The organism is Pseudomonas sp. RG1, from assembly GCF_025910115.1.
Lineage (GTDB): Bacteria > Pseudomonadota > Gammaproteobacteria > Pseudomonadales > Pseudomonadaceae > Aquipseudomonas > Aquipseudomonas atacamensis.
Window position 1 is genome coordinate 144,983 of sequence record NZ_JAPCIK010000046.1, and the last position, 21,845, is coordinate 166,827.

The following is a 21,845-nucleotide window of genomic DNA, read 5'->3' on the forward strand; positions in this document are numbered from 1 at the left end:
CTTATTGACCCAACTTCAGGCGAGCAGTCTCGCCACTGGTGAACGGAGCGATGTCGACCGGTTGGCCGTTGTAGCTGACCTGTGCTGCGCGGGCAACGCCCAGACGCACATTGAGCGGCGGTTTGCCGGAAACGCTCACGCTGTCGCCTTTATGCTTCAGACCACTGAAAATCACTTTGCCACGGCCATCGGTCACCTGTGCCCAGCAATCGCCGGTGAACTGCAATTGCACCTGGCCTTCGCCGGCAACCGGAGCAGCTGCTTCAGCGCTTGGCGCTTGGGCGACCGGCGCGGTCGGGGCAGGTGTCGCTGGGACATTCGGCGCTGGAGTAGCCGGAGCCGCCACCATTGGTGCAGGCGTCTGTGCCGGAGCGCTTGGCCCAACTGCCGGAGCAGCTGGCTCGGTAGCTGGCGCTGCGGACTCGGCGCCGGTGGATTCAGCACTGGTTTCCGACTGCGGCAAGGCCAGCGATGTCGAATTGTCAGCCTGATTTTCGGCGACAGCCTGATCTTCCGGCTCGTCGATCGGGTGGATCTGCGTGGTGCCGTCAGCGCCTTCGACTTCGACGTGTTCCGGTGCGAGGCTGGTCAGATCGCGGGTGCGCTGCGAGGTCTGATCCTGCCACCAGACGAATCCGCCGCCGATGACCGCGATCAGTAGCAACAGGCTGACGATACGCAAAATGGTGTGGGAAACCCGCACCGGCTCTTCGATACGACCGAGGGCGTGAACGTTGCTGCCCTGGGAGTCGGTGCCGGTGGACTGGTCGAACTGCTGAACCAGAACGGTCTGGTCCATGCCGAGCAATTTGGCATAGGCGCGAATGTAACCGCGAGCGAAGGTATGCCCCGGCAGCTTGTCGAAAGCGCCGGCTTCAAGATTGCTCAGGGATGTCACGGTGAGGTTGAGCTTGAGGGCCACTTCGGCCAGCGACCAGCCATTGCTTTCGCGGGCCTGGCGCAGGGTCTCACCGGGATTTACGCGATTCGCTGTTACAACTTCGGGATGCGCCGCTTTCATCATTGCTCCGACAGGTATTGCTGATATTCCGGCGTACCGGGATAGAGTCGTTTTAATTGCAGACCGTAACTGGCTGCCTTGTCGCGATCTTCAAACACTTTTGCCAGCCGAACGCCGAGCAATAGACTACGTGCATTTTGTTCGGTGAGCTGGCTGAAACGGTCGTAATAGTCACGCGCGGGCACATAATGCCTGTCTTCGAAGGACAACTCAGCCATTTCCAGCAATGCGCGTGGTTGTTGGCGATTCAGGCGCAGGGCTTTTTCCAGCTGTTGCTGGGCCAGATCACGCTGGCCAAGCTTGGCGGCGGTCATGCCGAGATTTTCGAAGACCCGCGAGCGTTCAGGATACAGGGTATCGGCGGCCGCTTGTTCAAAACGCTCGTAGGCTTCCTTGTAGCGCTGTTCTTCGTAGAGAAAACTGCCGTAGTTGTTGAGGATGCGCGCATCGGCGGGACGTGAGGACAGGGCCTTGCGAAAGTGCTCGTCGGCCAGTGCCGGCTCCATCTCGGCCTGGAACACCAGACCGAGGGCCGCATTGGCGTCGGGGTCGGAACCGTCCAGCTCCAGCGCTTTCTTCAAAGGCACCTTGGCGCGCTCGGTCATGCCTTGCTGCAGATAGCCCAGCCCCAGCTGCACGTAGGCAGCCCGCGCTTCATCGCGGCCCTTGCTGGTCTTCATCGGGTTGTAGTCACCCGACAGGACACAACCAGCACACAGGCTGGCCAACAGCAACAGCAGCGCAAAGCGCAGGGACATAGAGATCCTCTCTTAGTTAGTGTTCGCGGCGTTCTGTGCCAGATCGCTGTCGGCGCTCAACTCGCGCACGGCGATGTAACGTTCGCTGCGACGGGTGCGATCCAGCACCTGCCCTACCAATTGACCACATGCGGCATCGATGTCTTCACCACGGGTGGTGCGCACGGTGACGTTGAAACCGGCCTGATGCAACTGATCCTGGAAGCGGCGGATGGCATTGTTGCTCGGCCGCTCGTACCCGGAGTGCGGGAACGGGTTGAACGGGATCAGGTTGATCTTGCACGGGATATCTTTAAGCAACTCGATCATTTCCACCGCGTGCTCAAGCTTGTCGTTGACGTCCTTGAGCAAGGTGTACTCGATGGTCAGCACACGTTTCTCGCCAAGGGCGGACATGTAGCGCTGGCACGACTCGAGCAGCATCTTAAGCGGATATTTCTTGTTGATCGGCACCAATTGGTTACGCAATGCGTCATTCGGTGCGTGCAGGGACAACGCCAGGGATACGTCGATGTGCTTGGCCAGCTCATCGATCATCGGCACCACACCCGAGGTGGACAGGGTCACGCGGCGCTTGGAGATCCCGTAGCCGAGGTCATCCATCATCAGATGCATGGCGGCGACGACGTTGTCGAAGTTCAGCAACGGCTCGCCCATGCCCATCATCACCACGTTGGTGATCGCACGGTCGACGGTGGCCGGGACGCTGCCGAAAGATTTGTTGGCAATCCACACCTGACCGATGACTTCGGCGGCGGTGAGGTTGCTGTTGAAGCCTTGCTTGCCGGTGGAGCAGAAACTGCAATCCAGGGCACAGCCTGCCTGGGACGAAACGCACAAGGTGCCGCGCTTGCCTTGGGGAATGTACACGGTCTCGACGCAGCTGCCGGACGCCACGCGAACCACCCATTTACGGGTGCCGTCGCTGGAGATGTCCTCGCTGACCACTTCCGGACCACGCACTTCAGCAATGGCCTTGAGCTTGTCGCGCAAGGCTTTGCTGACGTTCGTCATGGCGTCGAAATCATCGACGCCAAAGTGGTGAATCCATTTCATTACCTGACCGGCACGGAAACGCTTCTCCCCGATTGAGTCGAAGAATTTTTCCATTTCCGGCTGGGTCAGACCCAGCAGGTTTGTTTTAACAGTCGATGTAGTCATGGATTCACCTTCACTCTGCAAGCAATGCTTAGCGAGTGGTTACTTCAGTAGCTGCGAAGAAGTAAGCGATTTCGCGAGCGGCAGCAGCTTCGGAGTCCGAACCGTGAACGGCGTTGGCGTCGATCGATTCAGCGAAGTCAGCACGGATGGTGCCTGGAGCAGCTTCTTTAGGGTTGGTAGCGCCCATCAGCTCACGGTTGCGAGCGATAGCGTTTTCGCCTTCCAGAACCTGAACGACAACCGGACCGGAAGTCATGAAAGCAACCAGGTCACCGAAGAAACCGCGCTCGCTGTGCTCAGCGTAGAAGCCTTCGGCTTCGGCTTTGGACAGTTGCTTCAGTTTCGAAGCTACAACGCGCAGGCCAGCGTCTTCGAAGCGAGTGGTGATCTTGCCGATCACGTTTTTAGCAACGGCGTCAGGCTTGATGATGGAGAAAGTACGTTGAACAGCCATGGTGTAACTCCAGAAACGGTAATTTGCGAAAAATTAAACCCGCGAATTATACGCGGGTTCTTGGGTATTGCCTAACCTGCGAGACGATCAGTCCAATTCTGCGGCCCAGAGCTCCTGAACCGCTTCGAGCACCTTCTCGCCGACCCGGCCGGAAGTAGCATCGAAGTCAGGCAGTTCAAGAATCATCTGCTGCAAACGGACAAAACCTACAGAGTACGGGTCGAGTCCCTCGTGGGCCTCGGCCAGCTCTTCTGCAATGCGTTGAACATCATTCCAACCGTAGCTCATGACAGTCTTACCAGTCAGTGCGGCGCTTCGGCCGCATGGTTAAGCGAATATTTCGGAATCTCGACGGTGAGGTCTTCCTCACCGACGATGGCCTGGCAAGCCAGACGCGATTGCGCCTCAAGGCCCCAGGCACGGTCGAGGAAGTCTTCTTCCAGCTCGTCGGCCTCTTCCAGCGAGTCGAAACCCTCGCGGATGATGCAATGGCACGTGGTGCAGGCGCAGACGCCGCCGCATGCGCTTTCCATCTCGATATGGTGTTCGTGGGCCAGCTCGAGAATCGATGTGCCGGGCGCAGCCTCGACCACCATGCCCTCAGGGCAGAACTTCTCGTGGGGCAGAAAAATGACCTGCGGCATCAGATATCCTCGATTTCATTCAGGTTGCGCCCCGACAGAGCGGCTTTCACCGTCAGATCCATGCGGCGGGCAGCAAAAGCATCGGTCACTTGCGACAGACGCTTGGTCTGCTGCTCGATGGCGTAACCATCGGTACCTTTCATCAGTTCGGCCAGTTCCTGCATTTGCAGTTCGATAACCATGCGCTCTTCGGCGTCGAGCAAACGCTCGCCATCGGCCTCCAGCGCGCCCTGCACCGCTTCGAGCAGGCGCTGGGCATCGACTTGCTGCTCACGCAGAACGCGGGCGACCTTGTCGTCATTGGCATGCTGGAACGAATCCTTGAGCATCTTGGCGATTTCGCCATCGGTCAGACCATAGGAAGGCTTGACCTGAATGCTCGCCTCAACGCCCGAGCCCAATTCACGGGCAGACACGCTGAGCAGACCGTCGGCATCGACCTGGAAGGTCACGCGAATTTTCGCCGCGCCCGCCACCATTGCCGGAATGCCGCGCAATTCGAAACGTGCCAGAGAGCGGCAATCGCTGATCAGCTCGCGCTCACCCTGCAACACGTGGATCGCCATGGCCGACTGGCCGTCTTTATAGGTGGTGAAGTCCTGGGCGCGGGCGACGGGGATGGTGGTGTTGCGCGGAATCACCTTCTCCATCAGACCGCCCATGGTTTCAAGCCCCAGGGACAGCGGAATCACATCGAGCAGCAGCAGTTCGCCGCCATCGCGCTTGTTGCCAGCCAGGGTGTCAGCCTGGATCGCGGCCCCGATGGCCACCACTTGATCCGGGTCGATTTCCGTCAAAGGCTGACGACCGAAGGCTTCGGCAACGGCTTCACGCACACGTGGCACTCGGGTCGAACCGCCAACCATGACCACGGCGTGGACGTCTTCCAGCTCAATACCGGAATCGCGAACGGCGCGGCGGCAGGCTTTCAGGCTGCGTGCGACCATTGGCTCGATCAGCGCATCGAAGGCTTCGCGGGTCAACTGGGCTTTCCAGTCGCCGTAAGCCACTTCAACGCTGGCGGCGTCGGTCAAAGCTTCTTTAGCCGCACAGGCAGTTTGCAGCAGATTGCGCTGTGCGCCCGGATCGAGATCGGCGGACAGGCCCGCGCTCTCGATGATCCAGCCGGCAATCGCGTGATCAAAGTCATCGCCGCCCAGCGCGCTGTCGCCGCCAGTGGCCAGGACTTCAAAGACGCCCCCGGTCAGACGCAGAATGGAGATATCGAAAGTACCGCCGCCCAGGTCGTAGATCGCCACCAGACCTTCGGCGTGTTGATCCAGACCATACGCCACAGCAGCAGCGGTCGGCTCATTGAGCAGACGCAACACGTTAAGACCGGCGAGCTTGGCCGCATCCTTGGTGGCCTGACGCTGCGCATCGTCGAAGTAGGCAGGAACGGTGATCACCGCGCCAACCAGCTCGCCACCCAAGGTCGCCTCAGCGCGCTGACGCAGGACCTTGAGGATATCGGCGGAAACTTCGACCGGGCTTTTCGGGCCTTGCACGGTATCGATGAACGGCATGTGCGATTCGCCGCCGACAAAGCGATACGGCAACTGCTCGCCCAATTGCTTGACGTCGGACAGACCACGACCCATCAAGCGCTTGACCGAGAGCACGGTGTTCAGGGGATCGGAGGCTGCTGCCAGCTTGGCGGACTCACCGACTTCGACGCGGTCGGCGTGATAACGCACGGCGGACGGCAGGATGACCTGCCCGTTGGCGTCGGCCAGCGGTTCGGAAAGACCACTGCGCAGCGCAGCGACCAGCGAATTGGTAGTACCCAAGTCGATGCCCACAGCCAGGCGACGCTGGTGCGGTTGAGGACTTTGGCCGGGTTCGGCGATCTGCAGTAGAGCCATGGTGATCAGGTCTTGTCTGTCTGTCAGCGTGCAATCAGGGCAGCACTGGGTTAATCGTCGAGGCGCTCTTCCAGCTGGCGCACTTCGTAGGTGAGCTTGTCGAGGAACTGCATGCGCCGCATCAGGCGTTCGGCCTGCTCGCGTTGCGCTGCATCATCCCAACAGGCTGCGAAGCTTTCGTTGAGCTGTTCCTGAGCCGCCTTCAAGCGACGCTTGAATACCGCGACACCGTCGAGGTCGGCACTGTCCTGCAGATCTTCGAGCTCTTCGCGCCATTGCATCTGCTGCAGAAGGAATTCGGGATCGTGGACAGTGACTTCCATCGGCACTTCATGCCCGCTGATTTTCAGCAGGTAGCGTGCGCGCTGGGCCGGGCTCTTGAGCGTCTGGTAGGCGTCGTTGAGCCGCGCCGATTGCTCGAGCGCCGAGCGCTGCTCGCGTTCGGATGCATCGGCAAAGCGGTCAGGATGGACGCCGCGCGCCAACTCACGGTAGCGCGTGGCCAACTGCTCGAGATCCAGGCGGAAGCTCGGTTGCAGCTCGAATAAAGCGAAATGACAAGGAATACCCACGACCAGCCTCAGATGTTGAAGCTTTCGCCGCAGCCACATTCACCGCGCACGTTGGGGTTGTTGAACTTGAAGCCTTCGTTCAACCCTTCCTTGACAAAGTCGAGCTCGGTGCCGTCCAGGTAGGCCAGGCTTTTCGGGTCGATGATCACTTTTTCGCCGTGACTCTCGAACACCTGATCTTCCGCCACTACCTCGTCGACAAACTCCAGCACGTAGGCAAGGCCGGAACAGCCTGTGGTGCGAACACCCAGACGAATCCCTTCACCTTTGCCGCGCCCGTCGAGGGAGCGCCGCACGTGTCGAGCAGCCGCTTCTGTCATGCTGATAGCCATCGTTGACTCCTTACTCGTCGCCGAATCTTGAAATTCAGATCAAGCCTTTCTTCTGCTTGTAATCGCGAACTGCCGCTTTGATAGCGTCTTCTGCGAGCACGGAGCAGTGGATTTTAACTGGCGGCAAAGCCAGTTCTTCGGCCAGCTGAGTGTTCTTGATGGTTTCGGCTTCGTCCAGGGTCTTGCCCTTCATCCACTCGGTAGCGAGGGAGCTGGAGGCGATTGCCGAACCGCAACCGTAGGTCTTGAACTTGGCGTCTTCGATAACGCCCTGATCGTTGACCTTGATCTGCAGACGCATCACGTCGCCGCACGCCGGAGCGCCGACCATGCCGGTGCCGACATCAGGATCTTCCGCGTTCATCTTGCCGACGTTGCGCGGGTTTTCGTAGTGGTCGATGACCTTTTCGCTGTAAGCCATGATTCTCAATCCTCACTCATCAGGGCCGCTCTTGAGACCCTGCAACTGCGCTGCGTTAACGCCGCGTCGCTACAGGATCGGTATCCGGCGGCTTCTATAGTTAGTGTGCCGCCCACTCGATTTTCGAGATATCGACGCCGTCTTTGTACATGTCCCACAGCGGCGACAGAGCGCGCAGCTTGGTAACGGCCTCGCAGACTTTCTGCGCGGCGTAGTCGATTTCTTCTTCGGTGGTGAAACGGCCGAAGGTAAAGCGGATCGAGCTGTGTGCCAATTCGTCGTTGCGGCCCAGGGCGCGCAGTACGTACGAAGGCTCCAGCGAAGCCGAGGTGCAGGCCGAACCGGACGATACCGCCAGATCCTTGAGCGCCATGATCAGCGACTCGCCTTCAACGTAGTTGAAGCTCAGGTTCAGGTTGTGCGGAACGCGGGCGGTCAGGCTGCCGTTGACGTACAGCTCTTCCAGATGCTCGACCTGCTTGTAGAAGCGATCGCTCAAGGCTTTGATGCGCACGTTTTCAGCGGCCATGTCTTCCTTGGCTACGCGGAACGCTTCGCCCATGCCGACGATCTGGTGGGTCGCCAGGGTGCCGGAACGCATGCCGCGCTCGTGACCGCCGCCGTGCATGGTCGCTTCGATGCGCACACGCGGCTTGCGGCTGACGTACAGCGCGCCGATGCCTTTAGGGCCATAAGTCTTGTGGGCGGAGAACGACATCATGTCGACTTTCAGCTTCTGCAGATCGATTTCGACCTTGCCGGTGGACTGAGCCGCGTCGACATGGAACAGCACGCCTTTGGCGCGCAGCATCTCGCCGATGGCGGCGATGTCGTTGATGGTGCCGATTTCGTTGTTGACGTGCATTACCGACACCAGAATGGTGTCTTCGCGCAGTGCGGCGTCAATCATTGCCGGGGTGATCAGACCGTCTTCGGTCGGCTCGAGGTAGGTCACTTCGAAACCTTCACGCTCCAGCTGGCGCATGGTGTCGAGGACAGCCTTGTGCTCGATCTTGCTGGTGATCAGGTGCTTGCCCTTGGAGGCGTAGAAATGTGCCGCGCCCTTGATCGCCAGGTTGTCGGATTCGGTGGCACCGGAGGTCCAGACGATTTCACGCGGGTCGGCGTTGACCAGATCGGCCACCTGACGACGGGCGTTTTCGACGGACTCTTCAGCCTTCCAGCCGAACACGTGGGAGCGGGACGCCGGGTTACCGAAGTTTCCGTCGACCAGCAGGCATTCACTCATTTTCTGCGCAACGCGCGGATCAACCGGGGTGGTTGCAGAGTAATCAAGGTAAATCGGCAATTTCATGGACTATCTCCTAAATCAGGGCTGGCGTGCCGCGGGTAGCTCTTCGGCTGTCATTCGACGGCGGACGCTTCAATCTTGTCCAGGCGTGGCGCCTTGCTGCTGCAACGGCGCTGGTCCTGACGCTGGGCCACTTCTTGTACCTCACGGCGAGTCACAAGGTCGGCCAAGCTGATACCGCTCAGAAATTCGTGAATCTGCAGGCTCAAGTCGCACCACAGGTGATGGGTCAGGCAGGTATCACCGGAATGGCAATCGCCCTGGCCCTGGCACTTGGTGGCATCGACCGATTCGTTCACCGCATCGATCACCTGGGCGACCTGGATGCCCTGCATGTCACGGGACAACTGGTAGCCACCACCCGGACCGCGAACGCTGGAAACCAGGTTACTGCGGCGCAACTTGGCGAACAGCTGTTCGAGGTAGGACAGGGAGATGCCTTGGCGCTCGGAGATATCGGCCAGAGACACCGGCCCGTGCTGCGCGTGCAACGCCAGGTCAAGCATGGCGGTCACGGCGTATCGGCCTTTTGTAGTCAGTCGCATGGACAGTTACCACGGAGTTCGGAATGGGCGGGAGTATGCAATTCCCGAGCATTTAAGTCAACTATAAGACCTAGTGCTTTAGTCGGGTTTACCCGCAAAATAGCGCGCGCACTATAGCAAAGACGGGGCGCGGACAGCCAGCGCAACCGCGTGATCGTTCTTCGCGAGCAGGCTCGCTCCCACATTGGAATGCATTGCTCTTGTGGGAGCGAGCCTGCGCGCGAAAAGCAGCGCCGCGGTTCAGCCGGCTTTCGATTCGTCCTTGCCCTTGACGCAAGCGAAGTCTTCTTCACGCAGCTCAGGCAGATCTTTCGCACAGTAATTGCTGCCCAGATCCTTCAGCGCGCCGCACATGCCTTCCAGGCGACCGTCCACTGCCTGCAGATGATCGAGCAACTGGCCAATGGCCCGGGCCACCGGGTCGGGCATGTCTTCGCTGACACCGTAGGCGTCGAAACCGATCTTCTCCGCCATGGCTTTGCGCTTGGCGTCCTGCTCTTCGTCGGTCTTGACGATGATCCGCCCCGGAATCCCCACCACCGTGGCGCCCGGCGGCACTTCCTTGGTGACCACAGCGTTGGAGCCGACTTTGGCGCCGGCACCCACCGTGAACGGGCCAAGCACCTTGGCGCCAGCACCAACCACCACGCCGTCACCCAGTGTCGGGTGGCGCTTGCCTTTGTTCCAGCTGGTGCCGCCGAGGGTCACGCCTTGATAGATGGTGACGTCGTCGCCGATCTCGGCGGTTTCACCAATAACGATGCCCATGCCGTGGTCGATGAAGAACCGCCGACCGACCTTGGCGCCCGGATGAATCTCAATCCCGGTCAGCCAGCGACCGAAGTTCGACACCAGTCGCGCCAGCCACTTCAACTCGTTGCGCCAGAGCATGCCGGCCAGACGATGAATCCAGATCGCATGCATGCCGGGGTAGCAGGTCAGGACTTCAAAAGCGTTACGCGCCGCCGGGTCTCGATGGAATACGCTTTGGATATCTTCACGCAAACGCTCAAACATCATTCAATCCTTCCGCTTTAGAAGCTCGCCACGGGCCGCTTTCTGGGTTTCCGTGAGGATGCCACGCAAAATGTTCATTTCCGCCCGGCTGACCGAGCTGCGTCCGTACAACCGGCGCAGGCGCGCCATCAAGTGGCGTGGCTTTTCCGGGTCGAGGAATTCGATGGCAACCAGCGTCTGCTCCAGGTGCTCATAGAATCGCTCCAGCTCATCCATGGTCGCCAGCTCGGCACTTTTCACCGAGGCCACTTCTTCTTTCTCGACCTTGCTTGGCTGACCCTGTGCGGCCAGCCAGGCCATGCGCACTTCATAACTCAACACCTGCACCGCCGCCCCGAGGTTCAGCGAACTGAACGTCGGGTCGGAAGGGATGTGCACGTGAAAGTGACATCGCTGCAGCTCTTCGTTGGTCAGGCCGGAGTCTTCACGGCCGAACACCAACGCAATCTCGGCACCCTGCCCGGCTTCCTCGACCACTTTGTTACCGCATTCGCGCGGATCCAGCAGCGGCCAGGGAATACGCCGGTCGCGGGCGCTGGTGCCGAGCACCAGATTGCAGCCGACCAGAGCATCTTCCAACGTGGCGACGACTTGCGCGTTTTCAAGGATGTCACCGGCACCAGAGGCGCGGGCATCGGCCTCGTGGTGCGGGAAGACCCGCGGTTCGACCAGCACCAGTCGCGACAGACCCATGTTTTTCATGGCGCGCGCGGCCCCGCCGATGTTGCCGGGGTGACTGGTGTTGACCAGGACGACACGAATGTTCTGCAGCAAGGGAGGCGCTCTCGGACACAGGAAAGGGGGGCAAATCTTACAGAACAGCCTACCGTTAAGCTATGAAAGCGAACAGCGTCCTTCACCTGAAGAAAAGTTCTGATAGAATGCGCGGCTTTCTTTAACAACCTTAGGTGACACATCCATGCAGCCCATGCTGAATATCGCGCTGCGCGCCGCCCGCAGCGCCAGTGAACTGATCTTCCGCTCCATCGAGCGCCTGGATACCATCAAGGTCGACGAAAAAGACGCCAAGGATTACGTATCCGAGGTCGATCGCGCCGCTGAACAGAAAATCATCGATGCCCTGCGCAAGGCTTACCCGAATCACTCGATTCAGGGTGAAGAAACCGGCCTGCACGCTGGCACCGGCATCGAAGGCGAAGAGTACCTGTGGATCATCGATCCGCTGGACGGCACCACCAACTTCCTCCGTGGCATTCCGCACTTTGCAGTGAGCATTGCCTGCAAATATCGTGGTCGCCTGGAACACGCAGTGGTTCTGGACCCGGTCCGCCAGGAAGAATTCACCGCCAGCCGTGGTCGCGGCGCTCAACTGAACGGTCGTCGTCTGCGCGTCAGTGGTCGCACCAGCCTCGACGGCGCTCTGCTCGGCACTGGCTTCCCGTTCCGTGACGATCAGATGGACAACCTCGACAACTACCTGGGCATGTTCCGCGCTCTGGTTGGCCAGACCGCCGGCATCCGCCGCGCCGGTTCGGCGAGCCTGGACCTGGCTTACGTAGCTGCCGGTCGTTTCGATGCGTTCTGGGAATCGGGCCTGTCCGAGTGGGACATGGCTGCAGGCGCCCTGCTGATTCAAGAAGCCGGCGGCCTGGTGAGCGACTTCACCGGTGGTCACGACTTCCTTGAGAAAGGCCACATCGTTGCCGGCAACACCAAATGCTTCAAGGCAGTGCTGACGGCGATCCAGCCGCACCTGCCGGCCTCGCTGAAGCGCTAAGCTTTAGGCGAAACCAAAAAGCACCCTTCGGGGTGCTTTTTTTGTGCCTGCAATTCCAAACAGCACAATTCCCTGTGGGAGCGAGCCTGCTCGCGAATGGGCGTGCCAGCAAAGTAAATATCAACTGGTAGACCGTATTCGCGAGCAGGCTCGCTCGCACAGGTGAGAATCGCGCGCTGCCCTGAATCGCGGGTATAAAAAAAGCACCCCGCAGGGTGCTTCTTTTCACAACCGTAAATCCTTACTGAGCCGGCTCATTCTGCGACAGGATCAGCTTGCCTTCCTTGTCGACCGGAATCTGGTTACCCGGATCGCGATCCATCCGCACTTTGCCTTCCTTGCCATCAAGCGAGTAACGCACGTCGTAACCGACGACCTTGTCGCTGATGTCATTGACCGTGTTGCAGCGGGTTTGCGTGGTGGTGTAGGTGTCACGCTCCTGCATGCCCTCCTGCACCTTGTTGCCCGCATAACCGCCACCGACCGCACCGGCCACCGTGGCAATCTTCTTGCCGGTACCGCCGCCAATCTGGTTACCCAGCAAACCACCGGCCAGCGCGCCGACCACGGTACCGGCGATCTGGTGTTGATCTTTTACCGGTGCCTGACGGGTCACCGTTACATCCTTGCATACTTCACGTGGAGTCTTGATCTGTGTCTTGACCGGCTCAACGGCTAATACTTGCGCATACTCAGGGCCGCTTTTAACCAGGCTGTAGGTGGCAACAGCACCCCCGGCTGTGACACCGACAGCACCCAATACCGCACCAACCAGCAACGACTTGTTCACATGAACCTCCTGACCATCACATGCGGGACGCGCCCGCGCTTCTCCCAGCCTTGGAGCACAAAAAAAGGCGCGAGTTCAACTCGCGCCTTTTGTTGGCTGACAGCCGGAAAAATCGCTGGCCGTTATGGACGGTCGTCGACTTCCTTGTCGGTGTTGGCCGGAGGAATCAGATCCTCGGTGGTCAGGTTCAGCCAGATCAGCACCACGTTGGCGATGTAGATCGACGAGTAGGTACCCGCCAGTACACCGATGAACAGTGCGATGGAGAAACCGAACAGGTTGTCGCCACCGAAGAACAGCAGCGCCGCGATCGCCAGCAGAGTGGAGATCGAGGTCGCCATGGTGCGCAGCAGGGTCTGGGTGGTCGAGATGTTGATGTTCTCGATCAGCGTCGCCTTGCGCAGCACGCGGAAGTTCTCACGCACCCGGTCGAAGACCACGATGGTGTCGTTCAGCGAGTAACCGATGATCGCCAGCACTGCCGCCAGTACTGTCAGATCGAAGGTGATCTGGAAGTACGAGAGGATACCCACGGTCACGATCACGTCGTGGATCAGCGACACAATGGCGCCGACCGCAAACTTCCACTGAAAGCGGAACGCCAGGTAGATCAGGATGCCGCCGAGCGCCAGCAGCATGCCGAGGCCGCCCTGGTCGCGCAGTTCTTCACCGACCTGCGGGCCGACGAACTCGACACGCTTGACCGTCGCCGGGTTGTCACCGCCGACTTTCTGCAATGCGTCTGCGACCTGATGGCCCAACTGCGGGTCTTCACCCGGCATGCGCACCAGCAGATCGGTGGTCGCACCGAAGTTCTGCACCACGGCTTCGTGATAACCGGAAGTCGCCAGTTGCTCGCGCACCTTGGTGACGTCGGCCGGACGCTCGTAGGTCAGCTCGATGAGCGTACCGCCGGTGAAGTCCAGGCCCCAGTTCATGCCCTTGGTGGCGACACTGAACAAGGCAATGACGGTAAGCAGCAATGTGACGCCGAACGCGAAGTTGCGAACGCCCATGAAGTTGATTGTACGTAACATGGCAGCCCCTTAAATCCACAACTTCTTGAAGTCACGTCCGCCAAAGATCAGGTTGACCATTGCGCGGGTCACCATGATGGCCGTGAACATCGAGGTAAAGATCCCGAGGGACATCGTCACTGCGAAACCCTTCACCGGGCCGGTGCCCATGGCGAAGAGAATGCCGCCGACCAGCAAAGTGGTCAGGTTGGCGTCGAGAATCGCGGTGAATGCCCGGCCGAAGCCTTCGTTGATTGCCCGCTGCACAGTCATGCCCGCAGCGATCTCTTCACGAATCCGCGAGAAGATCAGTACGTTGGCGTCGACCGCCATACCCATCGTCAAGACGATACCGGCGATACCCGGCAGGGTCAGCGTGGCGCCCAGCAACGACATCAACGCCAGCAGCAGCACCATGTTCACCGCCAGCGCGACGGTGGCGATGACGCCGAAGAAGCGGTAGATGGCGATGATGAACAGCGACACGAACAGCATGCCCCACAGGGAAGCATCGATACCTTTGGTGATGTTGTCAGCACCCAGGCTCGGACCGATTGTGCGCTCTTCAGCGAAGTACATCGGTGCAGCCAGACCACCGGCACGCAGCAGCAGCGCCAGTTCGGACGACTCGCCCTGACCGTTCAGGCCAGTGATGCGGAATTGCGCACCCAGCGGCGACTGAATGGTCGCCAGGCTGATGATCTTCTTCTCTTCCTTGAACGTCTGCACCGCAACGTCTTTCTCGACGCCATCAACCACTTGCTTGGTGTAAGTGGTGACCGGACGCTGTTCGATGAAGATCACCGCCATGCTGCGACCGACGTTGGAACGGGTCGCGCGGCTCATCAGCTCGCCACCGTGGCCATCCAGACGGATGTTCACTTCAGGCGTGCCGTGCTCGCCGAAACCGGCCTTGGCGTCGGTGACCTGGTCACCGGTAATGATCAGACCACGCTCGATCTGCGCTGGCGGACGGTTGCCTTCGCGGAATTCGAACGATTCGGAAGTGGCTTTCGAAGCGCCCGGCTCAGCGGCCAGACGGAACTCAAGGTTGGCCGTCTTGCCGAGAATACGCTTGGCTTCGGCAGTGTCCTGCACGCCCGGCAGCTCAACCACGATGCGGTTGGCGCCCTGACGCTGCACGATCGGTTCGGCAACACCCAGCTCGTTGACGCGGTTACGTACCGTGGTCAGGTTCTGCTTGATGGAGTATTCACGGATTTCCGCCAGCTTGGCCGGGGTCATCGCCAGACGCAGCACCGGTTGACCGTTGAGGTCGGCCGGAACAATGTCGAAATCGTTGAAGTTCTTGCGGATCAGCGCACGGGCCTGTTCGCGGGAGTCTTCATCGCTGAAGCCCAACTGAATGGCACCGCCCAGTTGCGGCAGGCTGCGATAGCGCAGCTTCTCTTTGCGCAGCAGGCTCTTGACGTCGCCCTCGTAGACTTTCAGGCGCGCATCGAGGGCTTTGTCCATGTCCACTTCGAGCAGGAAGTGCACACCACCGGACAAGTCCAGACCCAGCTTCATCGGGTGCGCACCGAGGTTGCGCAGCCACTGCGGAGTGGTCTGTGCCAGGTTCAGCGCGACGACGTAGTCATCACCCAATGCCTTGCGTACAACGTCCTTGGCCGGCAGCTGATCTTCAGCCTTGCTCAGACGGATCAGACCGCCCTTGCCGCCCGCCGTCAGCGTGGCCGCCTTGACGTTGATGCCGGACTCTTTCAGCGCTGTGCTGACGCGAGCCAGATCGGCGTCATTGACCTGCAGAGCCGTGCTGGCGCCGCTGATCTGAATGGCCGGGTCATCGGGGTAAAGATTGGGAGCGGAATAAATCAGACCGATCGCCAGCACCGCCAGGATCAGAATGTATTTCCACAGAGGGTATTTGTTCAGCATCACGCCGCCCGTTATGAACGCGGGGCGCCTTGCGCGCCCCGTCGATTGAGTAGAAGTTGTTGCTCTTAGATCGCTTTCAGCGTGCCTTTTGGCAGCGTGGCGGCGATGGCGCCTTTCTGGAACTTCATTTCCACGGTGTCGGACACTTCCAGAACCACGAAGTCATCGGCAACCTTGGTGATCTTGCCGGCGATGCCGCCAGTGGTCACGACTTCGTCGCCCTTCTGCAGGCTGCTCAGCAGGTTCTTCTGCTCTTTGGCGCGCTTGGCCTGTGGACGCCAGATCATCAGGTAGAAGATGACCAGGAAGCCGACCAGAAAAATCCACTCGAAGCCGCCGCCCATTGGGCTTGCAGCAGCCGGTGCAGCTGCGTCAGCCATGGCGTTAGAGATAAAAAAGCTCATTTAGCACTCCAGTTGCAAATGTTGAATCTTGGGGTCAGAAAACTCAGTCCAAAGGCGGGACGGGAAGTCCGCGTTTGGCGTAGAAGGCATCGACAAAGGCGGCCAATGTACCCTGTTGAATAGCCTCGCGCAAACCAGCCATGAGCACCTGATAATGGCGCAAGTTATGGATGGTATTGAGCATGCTGCCGAGCATTTCGCCGCACTTGTCCAGGTGATGCAGATAAGCGCGCGAGAAGTTCTGGCAGGTGTAGCAATCGCAGGTCGGATCCAGCGGCGATTCATCATGGCGATGGAACGCGTTACGGATCTTCAGCACACCGGTATCGATGAACAGATGCCCATTGCGGGCATTACGGGTTGGCATCACGCAATCGAACATGTCCACCCCGCGGCGCACACCCTCAACCAGATCTTCCGGTTTGCCAACGCCCATAAGGTAACGAGGTTTGTCAGCGGGCATCTGGCCCGGCAGATAATCCAGCACCTTGATCATTTCGTGCTTCGGTTCGCCCACCGACAGACCGCCGATGGCGAGGCCGTCGAAGCCGATCTTGTCGAGGCCTTCGAGCGAGCGCATGCGCAGGTTTTCATGCATGCCACCCTGGACGATGCCGAACAGCGCCGCGGTGTTGTCGCCGTGAGCATTCTTCGAACGCTGCGCCCAGCGCAGCGACAGCTCCATCGATACCCGCGCGACGTCTTCGTCAGCCGGATACGGCGTGCATTCGTCGAAGATCATCACGATGTCGGAACCGAGATCGCGCTGCACCTGCATCGACTCTTCCGGGCCCATGAACACTTTGGCGCCGTCGACCGGAGAAGCGAAGGTCACGCCCTCCTCCTTGATCTTGCGCATCGCGCCGAGGCTGAACACCTGGAAGCCGCCGGAGTCGGTGAGGATCGGGCCTTTCCACTGCATGAAATCGTGCAGGTCGCCATGTTCCTTGATCACTTGAGTGCCGGGACGCAACCACAGGTGAAAGGTGTTGCCCAGAATGATTTCCGCGCCAGTGGCGACGATGTCGCGCGGCAGCATGCCCTTGACCGTGCCGTAGGTGCCGACCGGCATGAACGCCGGGGTCTCGACGGTGCCACGGGGGAAGGTCAGGCGACCACGACGAGCCTTGCCATCGGTGGCCAGCAGCTCAAAGGACATTCGACATTCGCGACTCATTCTGTTTCCTCTGGGCCTGTCTGTTCAGGGGCAGTTGGAGCGGGATTGCGGGTGATGAACATCGCATCCCCGTAACTGAAAAAGCGGTAGCCGTTTTCCACGGCGGCCTTGTAGGCGGCCATGGTTTCGGGATAACCGGCAAACGCGGAAACCAGCATCAACAGCGTGGATTCCGGTAAATGGAAATTGGTCACCAGGGCATCGACCACATGAAACGGCCGGCCCGGATAGATAAAGATGTCGGTGTCGCCACTGAACGGCTTGAGCACACCATCGCGCGCCGCACTTTCCAGCGAACGCACGCTGGTGGTGCCGACCGCAACCACCCGACCGCCCCGCGCACGGCACGCAGCGACCGCATCGACCACGTCCTGGCCGACTTCCAGCCACTCGCTGTGCATGTGGTGATCTTCGATCTTCTCGACACGCACCGGCTGGAACGTCCCCGCGCCCACGTGCAATGTCACGAATGCAGTCTCGACGCCCTTGGCAGCAATCGCCTGCATCAGCGGCTCATCGAAATGCAGCCCCGCCGTCGGCGCTGCGACCGCACCCAGACGCTGGGCGTACACGGTCTGATAACGCTCGCGATCCGAGCCTTCATCCGGGCGGTCTATATAAGGAGGCAACGGCATGTGCCCGACGCGATCGAGCAGCGGCAAGACTTCCTCGGCAAAACCCAGCTCGAACAACGCATCATGACGCGCGAGCATCTCGGCTTCGCCACCGCCGTCGATAAGGATCTTCGAACCCGGTTTCGGCGACTTGCTGGAGCGCACATGGGCCAGCACGCGGTGCGCATCGAGCACGCGCTCGATGAGAATTTCCAGCTTGCCGCCGGACGCTTTCTGCCCGAACAGCCGCGCCGGAATCACCCGGGTATTGTTGAACACCATCAAATCGCCCGGGCGCAAATGCTCAAGCAAATCAGTGAATTGACGGTGTGCCAGGGCGCCGCTCGGCCCATCAAGGGTCAGCAGGCGACTACCGCGACGCTCGGCCAACGGATGGCGGGCGATCAGCGAATCAGGAAGCTCGAAAGTAAAGTCAGCAACGCGCATGATGGGGTTCGTCTAGCAGGGCCGGAAAGTCTAGCGGAAATATCGAAAATTGACCATGAAACGTGATTGACCAACGGTAATCACCTCTCTATACTTCGCCGCCATTGAGCCCTGATGGCGGAATTGGTAGACGCGGCGGATTCAAAATCCGTTTTCGAAAGGAGTGGGAGTTCGAGTCTCCCTCGGGGCACCACATAGCAGTATCTGAGAGTCTCTACCAGCCTCTCAGACCCAAAGAAACCGGCCACTTTGCCGGTTTTTTTGTGCCTGCTTGACTACCCCTGTCTCCCCTTATCCGTTGTATCCCTGTATCCCTGCTTGTATCCTGAGAAAAATATCTAACTTTGGGATACAAGGATGAAGCGCGCAGACATCAAGCGCCGCCCTCTCGCTGACACGACACTTGCGGGATTGGAGCCGGAATCAAAGGAATACCGGGAGCTGGACGGAAACGGCCTCTACTTCAGGGTTAAACCTGATGGTGGTAAATCCTGGCAGCTCCGCTACAAACGTCCGGCGGGCAATTGGGCTTGGATGGGGCTAGGGGGTTACCCGGAAGTGAGTGGTGCGTTGGCGCGGGACAAAGCTGCCGAATTACGCAAGGTAGTTAGCAGCGGGGCCGATCCTCTCGAACAGAAACGCTCTGCCAAAGCTGCCATTGACGCTGCCAGGACTAGGACCTTCAGAGCTGCTGCGGAAGCTTGGCTTAAGGCCAAAGAAGAAAAGGGCCTCGCTCCCTCCACTCTTAACAAAATCCGCACTTACCTCGATAAGGACATCCTCCCGGCATTGGGAAATAAGCCCCTCGACGAAATCACCCGTACCGACTGCGCAGACCTCCAGGCATCCCTCGAAGCGCGAAACGCACACAACGTGGCGGAAAAGTGTCGCACCTGGATCAATCAGATCTTCGGCCGAGCCATCGGCTTAGGGCTCACCGAAAACGATCCGGGTAGTCGCCTCCGTGACATTGCAGCCCAAGCCCCCAAGACTCAGCAGCATCCACACCTGCTGGAACCTGAGCTGGCGGAATTCCTCCACGCACTCAAAAACACACCAAGCAGACTGACAGCCCGCACCGCCGCTTGGCTTTGTGTCTGGACAGCATCGCGCCCTGGCATGGTCCGCTTGGCTGAGTGGAAAGAGTTCGACCTTGAGAAAGCTATTTGGACGACACCTGCTGCCAAGATGAAGATGCGTCGGGATTTCGTATGCCCCCTTCCCCATCAAGCTGTTACCGCTCTGAAGGATCTGCACTGCTTAACAGGACGGAGTCGCTGGCTTTTCCCCGGGGTAGGAGCCAAGAACCCAACTATTAGTGAAAACACAATCAACAAAGTCTTTGCAACCATCGGCTACAAGGGTCGCCTTGTTGGACACGGTACTCGGCACACCGCAAGCACGTTGCTTCGAGAACATGGCTGGCCGAAGGAGCATGTTGAAGCGCAGCTGGCTCACAAAGAGGAAGGCATCTCAGGGGTATACAACAAGGCCCAATACCTTGAGCAACGCGTAACGATGATGCAGTGGTATGCCGATCATCTTGATGGACTCGCAGCTGGCAATGTAGTGCAAGCCCAGTTTGGAAAGGCCGTATGAGATCACTTACCCAGACTATCTCTAAAACCGGTGTAACGGGTGTTACTCGTGTAACAAACAAACCCAACCTATTGAAAATAATAGACTTTCTTAAAGTTACACCGGATCCTAGCTCGACAAACTCCGCGTGTAACGCTGCTGACGTGTGTAACCGTCATCGAACCACATGCCCCCTGCTGGCAGCTGTTTTGCCAGATACACCTCGCTGGGGCAGTACGCACGGTACGGGGCGAGGGGTATCTTAATGAACAGGAATCTTGGCACCGAAGCTTTAGAGCTTGAGATTGCCGGGGTAGACGTTGGCTGCCTGCTTTGGGATCTTGATGAGGTCGAACTCGCTGTCCGTGAGTTGGCGCTATACAGCCAATTCTCCGAGCACTTCCGTGATGCGTTTACCTGCATCCACAATGCAACATCTGTCTGGCTCAAGGACGGCCAATACGCTGACTGTGCTGAATCAGCGACAAAGACAATGTTTCGACTTCGCGACCCTATTGAAGAGCATTTCTACTTTTCCGAACCGACCTCACTGCCCAGAGTCATTCGCCGCTTCCTTGGCAATGATCATCCCGCAAGCGACACGCAACTCGTAGCGACTTATGCGCTTATTCAAGCTGTGCAGGCGGTTGAAGTCCTTGCGAACTGGCTATTCGACCTAGAACGCTCCCTCTACGATCTGGATCTAGATCTGGTGGAGCAGATCAGACAGACCGACCCCAAACAATACCTCCTCCTCATTCAGAGAGAACGAAAGCGAAAGAGCGACTTCGAAATCGAGGCACGAGAGGAGTTTGCTGATTTCAATGGCGAGGCCTCCAAGACTTTGATGCTTGCTTCACTTTATCAACAAGCGGACTGGGCGGACATTTCGCGCAATGACTTTAGCGCATCAGGTTTTCTGCGAAGAGCACTGGAAAAGGCTTTTGCCGCAAAAGCGTCGGAAAAGGGCAAAGCGGCCGGAAAGGCTAACGCCAAGCCAGGCACAATCAAACAAGAGAACACCAAGAAGCTTTTTGAGGACATAAGCAAAGCGGCAAAAAGCCAAATCTCTTCCAGCCCCAACATAACGGAAACTGAATTAGTCAAAGCGCTAGTCGACTTGGGCAAGGCATCAGCCCCAACCGTTAGAAAATACCTGAGAAAAGGTAAATTTCTCCCTAGATAAAATTTCGCTGTACCGACGAAAAGCAAACCATGTTTGCTTTTTTTTCGTCTTTTAGTCTGCGCCTGTCTCTCACCTTACAGGCACGACTATGTCTAACTCCCGCGCGTCAACAATCAACCAAATTCCTCATCGCGACCCCGCGACAACCTTGATCAGAATATCCGAAGTCATGGCTATCGTTGGCCTGGCACGCCCCACTATTTACAAACTAATGCAGTGCCCAAAGAGCGGCTTTCCACGCCCGGTAAAACTGAGCACAAGCACCGCACGTGGAGCGCCAGTGGCGTGGGTTCTTTCCGAAATCCAAGCATGGGCACGCAGCCGCATTGAGGCGCGTGATCAGGTGGCCGCATGAATCGCAAAATCGCAGAGAAAGCTTTGATGCATCCGTTTTCAGTGCTGCGTCAAATCGGGTTTTCACCTCGCCTTATGCAGCGCCTCGAGCGCTATCGCAGCAAGCAGGACAAATTAGGTCGCGTGGTCAGCGTGCTCAGCTGGGCCGACGGCACTTGGTGCGCCCTATCCCTCCATTGCGAAAAGACCGGGGCTGTTGTCGTCGACGAAGGCCAGCAGGTCGACGCTTACGAAGACGCCCGCTCCATGCTCAGCGGCGGCTTCCTGCCTCTTCTATCCCTGCGCTGGGAAGCCCTTGCCTGAAACGAAAACGCCTCCGGGGGCGATCCGGAGGCGTTGAGGTCAATCTACATGCCCGAACAATTTATGCCGCACATGAAAAAACCGCAAGCCATCAGCGCAGTTGCACTTTCGAAACACGGACGTTACTCTCTGGCCGTCGCTGCAAATTCAGCGACCGGGTTTGGCGACCCGAGCTCATACAGGCGCACAGGCGCCCCCATACCGATTGCAGGCGCTTTTTTTGTGCCCGCATTCCTG

The 21,845-nt window shown here is 58.9% G+C and carries 25 protein-coding genes and 1 tRNA gene; 6 read left to right on the forward strand and 20 right to left on the reverse strand.

Features of this window, described 5'->3' with window-relative positions; genetic code table 11:
* Position 1 precedes the first annotated feature (1 nt).
* From OK411_RS22780 to trmJ, 14 genes are all read right to left on the reverse strand, one after another.
* A complete protein-coding gene (locus OK411_RS22780; protein ID WP_264365732.1) occupies positions 2 to 1,021 on the reverse strand; it encodes a helix-turn-helix domain-containing protein in 1,020 nt (339 codons plus the stop codon).
* Positions 1,021 to 1,779 (reverse strand): type IV pilus biogenesis/stability protein PilW, encoded by a 759-nt coding sequence (gene pilW, locus OK411_RS22785; protein ID WP_016773330.1) that lies wholly within the window; start codon positions 1,777 to 1,779, stop codon positions 1,021 to 1,023. Before pilW ends, OK411_RS22780 begins: the two co-directional genes overlap by 1 nt.
* A 12-nt stretch (positions 1,780 to 1,791) precedes the next feature.
* On the reverse strand, positions 1,792 to 2,940 hold the full coding sequence (gene rlmN, locus OK411_RS22790; protein WP_024014215.1) for a 23S rRNA (adenine(2503)-C(2))-methyltransferase RlmN: 1,149 nt from the start codon (positions 2,938 to 2,940) through the stop codon (positions 1,792 to 1,794).
* 28 nt (positions 2,941 to 2,968) lie between these two features.
* Positions 2,969 to 3,394: a nucleoside-diphosphate kinase gene (gene ndk / locus OK411_RS22795; RefSeq protein WP_016773329.1), complete on the reverse strand. Its 426-nt coding sequence runs from the start codon at positions 3,392 to 3,394 to the stop codon at positions 2,969 to 2,971.
* Positions 3,395 to 3,481: 87 nt separating this feature from the next.
* Positions 3,482 to 3,682, reverse strand: a complete 201-nt coding sequence (gene iscX / locus OK411_RS22800) for a Fe-S cluster assembly protein IscX (protein WP_016773328.1) — start codon at positions 3,680 to 3,682, stop codon at positions 3,482 to 3,484.
* Between the two features lie 14 nt (positions 3,683 to 3,696).
* Positions 3,697 to 4,038, reverse strand: a complete 342-nt coding sequence (gene fdx, locus OK411_RS22805; protein ID WP_016773327.1) for an ISC system 2Fe-2S type ferredoxin — start codon at positions 4,036 to 4,038, stop codon at positions 3,697 to 3,699.
* Positions 4,038 to 5,903, reverse strand: a complete 1,866-nt coding sequence (gene hscA / locus OK411_RS22810; RefSeq protein ID WP_073473310.1) for a Fe-S protein assembly chaperone HscA — start codon at positions 5,901 to 5,903, stop codon at positions 4,038 to 4,040. Before hscA ends, fdx begins: the two co-directional genes overlap by 1 nt.
* Positions 5,904 to 5,953: 50 nt before the next feature.
* Positions 5,954 to 6,475 carry a co-chaperone HscB gene (gene hscB / locus OK411_RS22815; RefSeq protein WP_016773325.1) on the reverse strand — a complete coding sequence of 174 codons (522 nt, stop codon included), beginning with the start codon at positions 6,473 to 6,475 and terminating at the stop codon, positions 5,954 to 5,956.
* A gap of 8 nt (positions 6,476 to 6,483) precedes the next feature.
* Positions 6,484 to 6,807: an iron-sulfur cluster assembly protein IscA gene (iscA, locus tag OK411_RS22820; protein WP_003227904.1), complete on the reverse strand. Its 324-nt coding sequence runs from the start codon at positions 6,805 to 6,807 to the stop codon at positions 6,484 to 6,486.
* A gap of 34 nt (positions 6,808 to 6,841) precedes the next feature.
* A complete protein-coding gene (gene iscU, locus OK411_RS22825; RefSeq protein WP_003227907.1) occupies positions 6,842 to 7,228 on the reverse strand; it encodes a Fe-S cluster assembly scaffold IscU in 387 nt (128 codons plus the stop codon).
* A gap of 100 nt (positions 7,229 to 7,328) precedes the next feature.
* Positions 7,329 to 8,543, reverse strand: a complete 1,215-nt coding sequence (locus tag OK411_RS22830; RefSeq protein WP_016773324.1) for an IscS subfamily cysteine desulfurase — start codon at positions 8,541 to 8,543, stop codon at positions 7,329 to 7,331.
* A gap of 50 nt (positions 8,544 to 8,593) precedes the next feature.
* Complete coding sequence (gene iscR, locus OK411_RS22835; protein ID WP_016773323.1) at positions 8,594 to 9,085, reverse strand: Fe-S cluster assembly transcriptional regulator IscR; 492 nt, start codon at positions 9,083 to 9,085, stop codon at positions 8,594 to 8,596.
* Between the two features lie 240 nt (positions 9,086 to 9,325).
* Positions 9,326 to 10,102 (reverse strand): serine O-acetyltransferase, encoded by a 777-nt coding sequence (gene cysE, locus OK411_RS22840; RefSeq protein WP_024014221.1) that lies wholly within the window; start codon positions 10,100 to 10,102, stop codon positions 9,326 to 9,328.
* Between the two features lie 3 nt (positions 10,103 to 10,105).
* Entirely contained in the window at positions 10,106 to 10,876 is a 771-nt protein-coding gene (trmJ, locus tag OK411_RS22845; protein WP_073473313.1) for a tRNA (cytosine(32)/uridine(32)-2'-O)-methyltransferase TrmJ, read from the reverse strand.
* A gap of 145 nt (positions 10,877 to 11,021) precedes the next feature.
* Between trmJ and suhB the strand changes: the two genes are divergently transcribed.
* A complete protein-coding gene (gene suhB, locus OK411_RS22850; RefSeq protein ID WP_016773320.1) occupies positions 11,022 to 11,840 on the forward strand; it encodes an inositol-phosphate phosphatase in 819 nt (272 codons plus the stop codon).
* A gap of 241 nt (positions 11,841 to 12,081) precedes the next feature.
* Here suhB and OK411_RS22855 read toward each other — a convergent pair whose 3' ends face one another.
* From OK411_RS22855 to queA, 6 genes are all read right to left on the reverse strand, one after another.
* Positions 12,082 to 12,630 (reverse strand): glycine zipper 2TM domain-containing protein, encoded by a 549-nt coding sequence (locus OK411_RS22855; RefSeq protein WP_007916907.1) that lies wholly within the window; start codon positions 12,628 to 12,630, stop codon positions 12,082 to 12,084.
* Between the two features lie 122 nt (positions 12,631 to 12,752).
* A complete protein-coding gene (gene secF, locus OK411_RS22860; RefSeq protein WP_110603668.1) occupies positions 12,753 to 13,667 on the reverse strand; it encodes a protein translocase subunit SecF in 915 nt (304 codons plus the stop codon).
* A gap of 9 nt (positions 13,668 to 13,676) precedes the next feature.
* Positions 13,677 to 15,545, reverse strand: coding sequence for a protein translocase subunit SecD (secD, locus tag OK411_RS22865; protein WP_016773318.1), 1,869 nt, complete (start codon positions 15,543 to 15,545; stop codon positions 13,677 to 13,679).
* A 65-nt stretch (positions 15,546 to 15,610) separates the two neighbouring features.
* Positions 15,611 to 15,949, reverse strand: coding sequence for a preprotein translocase subunit YajC (yajC, locus tag OK411_RS22870; RefSeq protein ID WP_016773317.1), 339 nt, complete (start codon positions 15,947 to 15,949; stop codon positions 15,611 to 15,613).
* Positions 15,950 to 15,992: 43 nt separating this feature from the next.
* A complete protein-coding gene (tgt, locus tag OK411_RS22875; RefSeq protein WP_160768392.1) occupies positions 15,993 to 17,108 on the reverse strand; it encodes a tRNA guanosine(34) transglycosylase Tgt in 1,116 nt (371 codons plus the stop codon).
* Between the two features lie 14 nt (positions 17,109 to 17,122).
* On the reverse strand, positions 17,123 to 18,187 hold the full coding sequence (gene queA / locus OK411_RS22880; protein WP_123444221.1) for a tRNA preQ1(34) S-adenosylmethionine ribosyltransferase-isomerase QueA: 1,065 nt from the start codon (positions 18,185 to 18,187) through the stop codon (positions 17,123 to 17,125).
* A 108-nt stretch (positions 18,188 to 18,295) separates the two neighbouring features.
* On the opposite strand from queA, the gene OK411_RS22885 reads away from it, so the two are divergent.
* The 5 genes from OK411_RS22885 to OK411_RS22905 all read left to right on the forward strand — a co-directional run bounded on the left by OK411_RS22885 (position 18,296) and on the right by OK411_RS22905 (position 21,608).
* Positions 18,296 to 18,380, forward strand: a tRNA-Leu gene (locus OK411_RS22885).
* 164 nt (positions 18,381 to 18,544) lie between these two features.
* Positions 18,545 to 19,786 (forward strand): tyrosine-type recombinase/integrase, encoded by a 1,242-nt coding sequence (locus tag OK411_RS22890; RefSeq protein WP_264365733.1) that lies wholly within the window; start codon positions 18,545 to 18,547, stop codon positions 19,784 to 19,786.
* 244 nt (positions 19,787 to 20,030) lie between these two features.
* Positions 20,031 to 20,951, forward strand: a complete 921-nt coding sequence (locus tag OK411_RS22895) for a hypothetical protein (protein ID WP_264365734.1) — start codon at positions 20,031 to 20,033, stop codon at positions 20,949 to 20,951.
* An 88-nt stretch (positions 20,952 to 21,039) separates the two neighbouring features.
* Positions 21,040 to 21,306 (forward strand): helix-turn-helix transcriptional regulator, encoded by a 267-nt coding sequence (locus OK411_RS22900; protein WP_264365735.1) that lies wholly within the window; start codon positions 21,040 to 21,042, stop codon positions 21,304 to 21,306.
* Positions 21,303 to 21,608 carry a hypothetical protein gene (locus OK411_RS22905; protein WP_264365736.1) on the forward strand — a complete coding sequence of 102 codons (306 nt, stop codon included), beginning with the start codon at positions 21,303 to 21,305 and terminating at the stop codon, positions 21,606 to 21,608. Before OK411_RS22900 ends, OK411_RS22905 begins: the two co-directional genes overlap by 4 nt.
* Positions 21,609 to 21,845: the final 237 nt, after the last annotated feature.